7 protein-coding genes are annotated in these 6,849 nt (G+C 31.2%); 3 read left to right on the top strand and 4 right to left on the bottom strand.

The genetic code is table 11. The annotated features are described in order from the left end of the window. Both SJY24_RS00585 and SJY24_RS00580 read right to left on the bottom strand, forming a co-directional pair. Positions 1-280: hypothetical protein (locus tag SJY24_RS00585; RefSeq protein WP_377863364.1), on the bottom strand; the 280-nt coding region annotated here is incomplete at its 3' end. A 538-nt stretch (positions 281-818) separates the two neighbouring features. Further along, a complete protein-coding gene (locus SJY24_RS00580) occupies positions 819-1,430 on the bottom strand; it encodes a helix-turn-helix domain-containing protein (protein WP_086389628.1) in 612 nt (203 codons plus the stop codon). Positions 1,431-1,890: 460 nt separating this feature from the next. Here SJY24_RS00580 and SJY24_RS00575 point away from each other — a divergent pair, with 460 nt between their 5' ends. Together SJY24_RS00575 and SJY24_RS00570 are read left to right on the top strand one after the other, a co-directional pair. Further along, a complete protein-coding gene (locus SJY24_RS00575; RefSeq protein WP_377863363.1) occupies positions 1,891-2,982 on the top strand; it encodes a response regulator aspartate phosphatase in 1,092 nt (363 codons plus the stop codon). After that, positions 2,982-3,140: a Phr family secreted Rap phosphatase inhibitor gene (locus tag SJY24_RS00570; protein ID WP_377863362.1), complete on the top strand. Its 159-nt coding sequence runs from the start codon at positions 2,982-2,984 to the stop codon at positions 3,138-3,140. The genes SJY24_RS00575 and SJY24_RS00570 overlap by 1 nt, the downstream gene beginning before the upstream one ends. 177 nt (positions 3,141-3,317) lie before the next feature. On the opposite strand, the gene SJY24_RS00565 is transcribed toward SJY24_RS00570, so the two are convergent. Then, positions 3,318-3,557, bottom strand: a complete 240-nt coding sequence (locus SJY24_RS00565) for a hypothetical protein (RefSeq protein ID WP_215596560.1) — start codon at positions 3,555-3,557, stop codon at positions 3,318-3,320. Between the two features lie 103 nt (positions 3,558-3,660). Between SJY24_RS00565 and SJY24_RS00560 the strand changes: the two genes are divergently transcribed. Continuing rightward, positions 3,661-4,257, top strand: coding sequence for a hypothetical protein (locus tag SJY24_RS00560; protein ID WP_377863361.1), 597 nt, complete (start codon positions 3,661-3,663; stop codon positions 4,255-4,257). Positions 4,258-5,081: 824 nt separating this feature from the next. Here SJY24_RS00560 and mobV read toward each other — a convergent pair. Further along, positions 5,082-6,419, bottom strand: a complete 1,338-nt coding sequence (gene mobV / locus SJY24_RS00555; protein WP_377863360.1) for a MobV family relaxase — start codon at positions 6,417-6,419, stop codon at positions 5,082-5,084. Between the last annotated feature and the right edge of the window lie 430 nt (positions 6,420-6,849).

Raw genomic sequence — 6,849 nt, 5'->3', positions numbered from 1 at the left:
ATAGTCGTTTTGCGAGTTGTTCCAATCGCTCGTTAAATCCTATGTCGTAGGCTATGTAGCCATTTCCTCGTCTTCTCTCCAAAATTTCTTTTAATACAGCCTTATCTTCTTCTTGTAATTCTACATCGCCTAAAATGATCTCTTTCGGCTGTCTAATTTGCACACCTAAAGCTGTTAACTTTGCATAATTAGGAACTGTCATAAATCGCATTTCAGACAAAAGTTTTAAACGCTCCATTTCCTTTTCCGCAACATAGAATTTAACCTGTTGTTTAGACATTCACACGCCTCCTATCAAACTAAATAGTACTATTTTAATAGTTTTATTATAGACCTTTTTAGTACTAAATTGAATCATGAATGTATCTTCCCCCTGTTTTTGGATGTGAGTGCTGGCTAGTCGTGTGGGGGCTAAACCCCACATAGCGTTGATACATATGGAAAAAGAATCATGCTTTGAACGGAAGAATTGGCGGTTCGGCTGGTACAATTGCTGGTCCAAGTCGAGCGACTTAATCCCGTTTTTGGTCTGTTCGGCTTGGCGAAAGCTAAAAACCAGCCGAAAAAAGTTCCGCAAGGAAGAAACGTAGTGAAAAAGGTGGAGATTTTCTGAAGCAACGCGAAAGAAAATACGACCTGTTCCTTGCGGAACTTTTAGCCCTTATATATAGAGTGAGAGGAAACATCCCTTGTTTGAGGATAAAAACATAATTATATCAAGGGTTTAAGAAGGTTTTTGAAGTTCTTAATTTTAAGAACTTTAGTTCTTGATTTTAAGAACTTCAAAAATAACAAAAAAAAAGCTGAAAATTTCAGCTTTAAAATAATTTTACAGGTAAGTTTTTTAATTCTTTTGGAACCCTATGAAACATCGCTTTCAATGTTGGATTAACATCATCTTTATTACCTGCAAAAATAATATTTGGATTCATAAAATACGCATTGGCTCTAACATTATTACCTGCAATTCCAATCTCTGAAACAGCTAAAATCCCTTTATCTACTAATGATTTAATAATAGGATTAATGTTATTTTTAGTTCTTTTTAACAATAAGGCAATCTCTGTTTGAGTTAATGGAACAGGATTTTTTTTATGTATATCATCTACAATACAATTTGATAGAAAACCTATTTTTCTACTTATTTTCCAAATAACCACAATTTCTTTGTTATCAAGATAATTTATTTCTTCTAATTGATCTATATTATCTTGAATGAATTGAGCGAATTTCACTCTTGATTGTGGAGAACGCTTAGTACCTATAAAAACTTCTTTTCCACCAGTAGCTTTACTTAATACTTGCATTGCTTGATTTACTTCTTCTTGATTAATTCCGTTATGATCTTGTTTAAACTTTTCTTTTTCATTCTCAAAATCACGTATTCTTGCATTTTTCTCAACTTGTTTAAAATCAATGGTATTGGTCATGCTTTTCTCCTCGTTCCTAGTATTTACAACTAGCGAAGAGACTTTTATTTTGTTATTATGTAGTTAGATAAATTAATTCGAGTCTGAACACTCTAATTAATTGTATAACAGTAAAAAAAGCCTTTCTCCTATAGTTGTAGCTTCGACAACTCAATTATAGCATGAATGGCTTTTTTTGTTATATCTTGTCTGACTTTTTATATTCTGAAAAACAAATATAAACAGTTTTAACTAAATTTGATATCCTAAAAATGTCAATAAGACTAATATCTTATTTACGCCCATTAGCAAAAAGCCCTTGATATAAAAGGGCTTTTTGTCATCCATATAAAAACAAAGATAAAATAAACAGAATATTAAAAATAATATATATCAACTTATTTAAAAGTTAATCTAATGTACTACCATGATAACATGGTAAAAACAAGATATAGATAATTTTGGAAAAGGGGAAGATTCTATGAATGTTCAATTAGAAAATGAACAAATAACAAAATTATTAAATGACTGGTATCAATCCATGCTAAAACAACAATTAGTTAAAGCAAAACAATTAAAAGAATATATAGACAGTGAAATTAACAATGTTAAAGAAAATCAAAACTTACTCTTATACTATTCTTTATTAGATTTTAGATACAAAGCATTAACAGATTGGATAAGTATTAACGAAAACAGTTTTGATGAAATGGATAATTTCATCACTCCAGCAGATGACTTCCTAGCTTATTATTATCATTTCTTTAAAGCATTTCATTGTACCTTAACATCTAATTACACTGAAGCAAGTGATCACTATGAAAAAGCAAAAGAACTATTAATACACATTCCTGATCCAATAGAACATGCTGAATTTAATTATCGAATGGGATATTTTTATTATCAAATCTATAAACAAGTAATAGCTCTTGATTATATAAAATTAGCTAAAAAAGAATTTTTAAAACATGAAGGTTATGAAATAAATGTAGCACTATGTGATAACTTTATAGGCCTATGTTGTATTGACTTAAAACATTTCGAACTAGCTGAGGAATCATTTAATAAAGCTCTAGACACATTCCAAAAAAATAACCATAAAAACTCTATCCTTATGGTAAGACATAATTTAGCCTGGTTATATTCAAAACAAAATTTATCTAAACTGGCAATTCGTCATGTATCTGAAGTAACAAAAAATAATCCAAATCATTTCAAAGCATTTTTCGTAAAAGCATTTGAATACTATAAAATAAATGATCATAATTACGCTGAACAATTAATTGAAAAAGGCTTAAAACTTAGTACCGACTTTAATAATCAAGAATTCCAACATCGCTTTAAAATCTTAAACGAACTTAATAATAAAGTTCCTACATTAACTTTAGAAACATCAATTTCAAAAGGTATTACTTACTTTAAAAAAGAAAAACTATGGGAATGTGTAAAAGAATATGCTGATATCTTAGCTCTAAAATTTTATGAAGAAAATAACCATAACAAAGCAAGCCAATATTTTTATATAAGCAATACAGCTCAAAAAAACGAACTAGAAAAAGGAGCGTTAAAATAATGAAAAAAATTTATCTTACTATACTTGGAATATCCTTAATTAGTATCTTATCGTTAGGATTAAACGACTCTTTTAAAAATCAAGCTGTAAATATAGGAGATGGCGGTGGTGCACCAGCAAGACCAGATTATATTTTACAAACACATGCTGACCTATAAAAGTAAAAAAAACACCTCTATTTTGAAGGTGTTTTTTTTACTTTTATAAACAAAAAACAATATATATCAAAGTTTGCTAAGCTACCATTATATTAAAATTATTAACAATATATTACATAAATTAAAAATTATGTTTATAATTATATTAACTTCACAAAATATCCTAATAGCCTTCTATTAACTAAATAAATTTTCTCCCATCCAAAAAATAAAACATAACAATACAAGTCCAACACAGTTAATAAAGATTTCTTTTCTTGTAGGTCTGTCTCTAAATATAAAAGTCGCTAAAAACAGTAAAAATGCCATACCATATAACGCCAAAATTGTCCTAGATATACTAAATAAACCAATAGACAGTGCAACTACAATAACTACGTAAATACGTTCATTTTTTGAAGTAATTTTACTAAACACAACAAACATCAACCTCCTATTTTTAGAAAATAATTACTTTTCAGAAAAAGAATGTATTATATATTGTATTAAATTTTTTTGATAAATGAAAGGGGAATTAATTATGAAAAAAACTCTATTAGCAGGAAGTTCACTCGCATTAATATTAAGTACAGGCTTAGCATTTAACCCAACAGTACATGCCGCAGAAAATGATGTGAAAACTACACCTAAGGTTTCTTACAACGATAATGTTTCAAAAGAAAACAGAGCAATTGATATTAGTTCATTACCGCAACAAAATCTAGATTCACTGTTCCAAAATGGACAAGCTCCATTTAACCCAATTACATCTACAGACCAACCAAATTATGTTCATCCAACAGAAGGAACATTCAACTGGAAATACGTTACGACAACTTATGGAAATAATATATTCTATAATGCTTCATATAATTTTATGATTAACGCTGCCATTGCAGGATTAGGCGGTTCAGTAGTTGCAAAACTTACTAATGGATTCGCTGCTGGTGTAGCTGGATATGTAACATCAAATCTTTCAATACCTAAAGGCAAAAGCTTATGGTGGACAGTACAAAAATGGCAAGACCAAGATGCATACAATGTATATGTTAAATACAATGTCAAAATCTATTCTGATTCTGGAAGAACTAAATTAGTTGATTCTTATTCAGAACAATTCGCAGAAAGATATAGATAAAAAATAAAAGAACCAGACTAATTGTCTGGTTCTTTTATTTTACAATTGCCCTTCTTCTCTTTGCCCCCGCTTCGCAAACGGACTGGCTAGCCACTCCTTACTGCGAAGACTAGGGGGCAAAGGTCGGGCGTGGAAATCCTTTTATCCTCGTGTTCTGAATGTATACTTTCCTTGCGGAAATATCTATTTTTCTAAAAACCTCTTAAAATCCAATAAAATCAATAGTATGAAAGTAAACTAATATTCAAAAGTTTACATTGAGGACAAAAAAAGTACGAAGTCTATTAACAGACTTCGTACCAACAACAGATAGAGTATAGCCCCATAGAGGACCGGAAGGGTGTTTCATTCATTTATTATAACCCATTTGTTTACAATTTCGGAAATCAATTAGAAAATATGCACATTTTCATATCATATAATAGATTCTGTTTAAATTTTGAATTTTCTTTCTTTTTGTGATATGATCAATCATGATACAGACTAATCTCCTTAAACCAATAATTGCACACCAAAAAAACCAATTCCCGTGTAAAAGAATTGGTTTTTTTATGTACAGTTCATTCAAACAACAACTTGAACCCATTTCCATTTTCAATCTAATTTTATCATAAAAAACTCGTATTCCTTATATTTTTCTAACAAATAACTGAAAATCTAACAATTGTATTTTTCATTTGATATAATAATTGTGTACATGAAAAATGATTTACAAGTTAATACTTCCTTGTTACAAAAAGACCAATTCTTTACACAAGAATTGGTCTTTTTTCATTTAATCCAGTATGAAATATAATTTTATACTTTTCATAACATACCCGATTCTAACGTTCCATGTCATATCCTTTCTGTCTACTTTTCATTTCTCTTGTATGTTCACGTTCAAATTGATTATCTACACCCTTTATATCCAGTTCATTTTTAATAAGCCCTCTAAACGCCTTGAATTGCTCTTTAAAGACTTTTTTCGTTTGTTGATATAAAACCTTTATATTAGTCTGTAAATCTCTTATATGAGCTTTTAAAGAGCCTATTTCAGTATGCAATTCTTTATTTGCTTCTTTCAATTCCCAATTTTGTTTATAAGAATGTTTTAAAGCAAGATTATTACCCTCTATTGTTTGTTCTAAATATTTATTATCTGTTCGTAAACTTTCATTCTCTTTTACAAGATCTGTTTTCTGCAAACGCTCATAATCGTTTTTTATAATAACCGCTGCATTCACTTTTTCTGTCATATCTCTCCATTGCTCACGTGTAACCACGATATTTCCTGTTTTCTTCTCTGTAATTTCTGGCTTTCCAAACAGTTTCGTTGTTACTTCTGTTTTTGTTTCTTCTCGCAAATAAGACATTGACACTGGCTTGTCCGAAATTTGGTTTCGAAACGTTTCAAATTCTTGTTTCTTTTCTTTTATTTTTTTATCTAAACTCAAAAATTGTTGCTGAATTTTTTGTAAGGTTTCATTCTGTTTTTCAATGTAGTTTGTGGTTTGTTGTAATTGATTATGGGTTTCCACTACTTTTGTTTTTAAATGTGTCTTTACATTGGATAACTGTTCCACTTCTACTTGTAAATCTTGTTTTTCCTTAAAGGCTTGAGGCGATAAATGTTTTTTCTCTGAACCTTCACCCCGTTCTACATTAAAGCCTTTTTCCCGCATTTCCATCGGGAAATCCTGTTGTAAAGCTATCAATTCTTTTCTTGTAAACATATCTTTTGCGGACAAACGATTGTCTTCTGTAATTGGTAAGACTCCGATATGCATATGTGGTGTCGCTTCATCCATATGAACCATCGCATACAACGTATTTTGTTTCCCATAACGTTTTTGAATAAACTCTAGCGAACTCTCAAAATAACGTTTCTGTTCTTCTAAATTTAAAGAATTCATGTAATCAGGCGAAGCTGTTACTACAAATTCTGAAAGTACAACGGAATTTGCTCGTAGCTTTCGCTTTACTCGCTCACTGATTTCTTGTTTAATTGTGCTTTCATATCTAATTTTTTGCTGATTCAACAAATCATAATTTTGTTCACTTTTCGAATAATCAATGTCCAAGTTGGATTTACTTTTTCCCTGTCTTTGATTATGTTTTTGAATTCCTTGCACGTCAGAAATTTGAAATTTCTGCATGTGAATGATTGCGAATTTGTTCATGTTTTTCCCTCACAATTGTCTTCAGGAAGAGGACTTCTTTTGGTACCATCATAACACATCGAGAGAGCGAATCCAAAGCTTTGGTATAGCCCACTATACCAAATTACATTTGGTGTGGGCTCTGCGAGACCTCGTTGGCTTCGCCAAATCACGCCACAGCGTGATAAAGACCAGGGGCTTTGCCCCACACCCCACAAGGGGAACTCTTCCCCTTGACCCCATCGATCCAACTCCCCAACCCCTCAAATCCTTGAGGGGCTTCCTCGCCGGTTGGCGTCCCCAAAACGGTTCGTTTTGAGGAACTGCCAAGAGGATGGAAAATCGGTTGCACGTGTCCATTCCTTAATGCTCCTTTCATGGATCAGCACAAACCGCTGACCCATTCCAGTCCGCTTACCATTGACACTTACTGCTTATTTTTCTTCTCCCA

The organism is Bacillus sp. R86525, assembly GCF_042466195.1.
Lineage (GTDB): Bacteria > Bacillota > Bacilli > Bacillales > Bacillaceae_G > Bacillus_A > Bacillus_A nitratireducens.
Note: the sequence above shows the minus strand (reverse complement) of the source record. Positions and strands in the feature narration are given on the sequence as shown.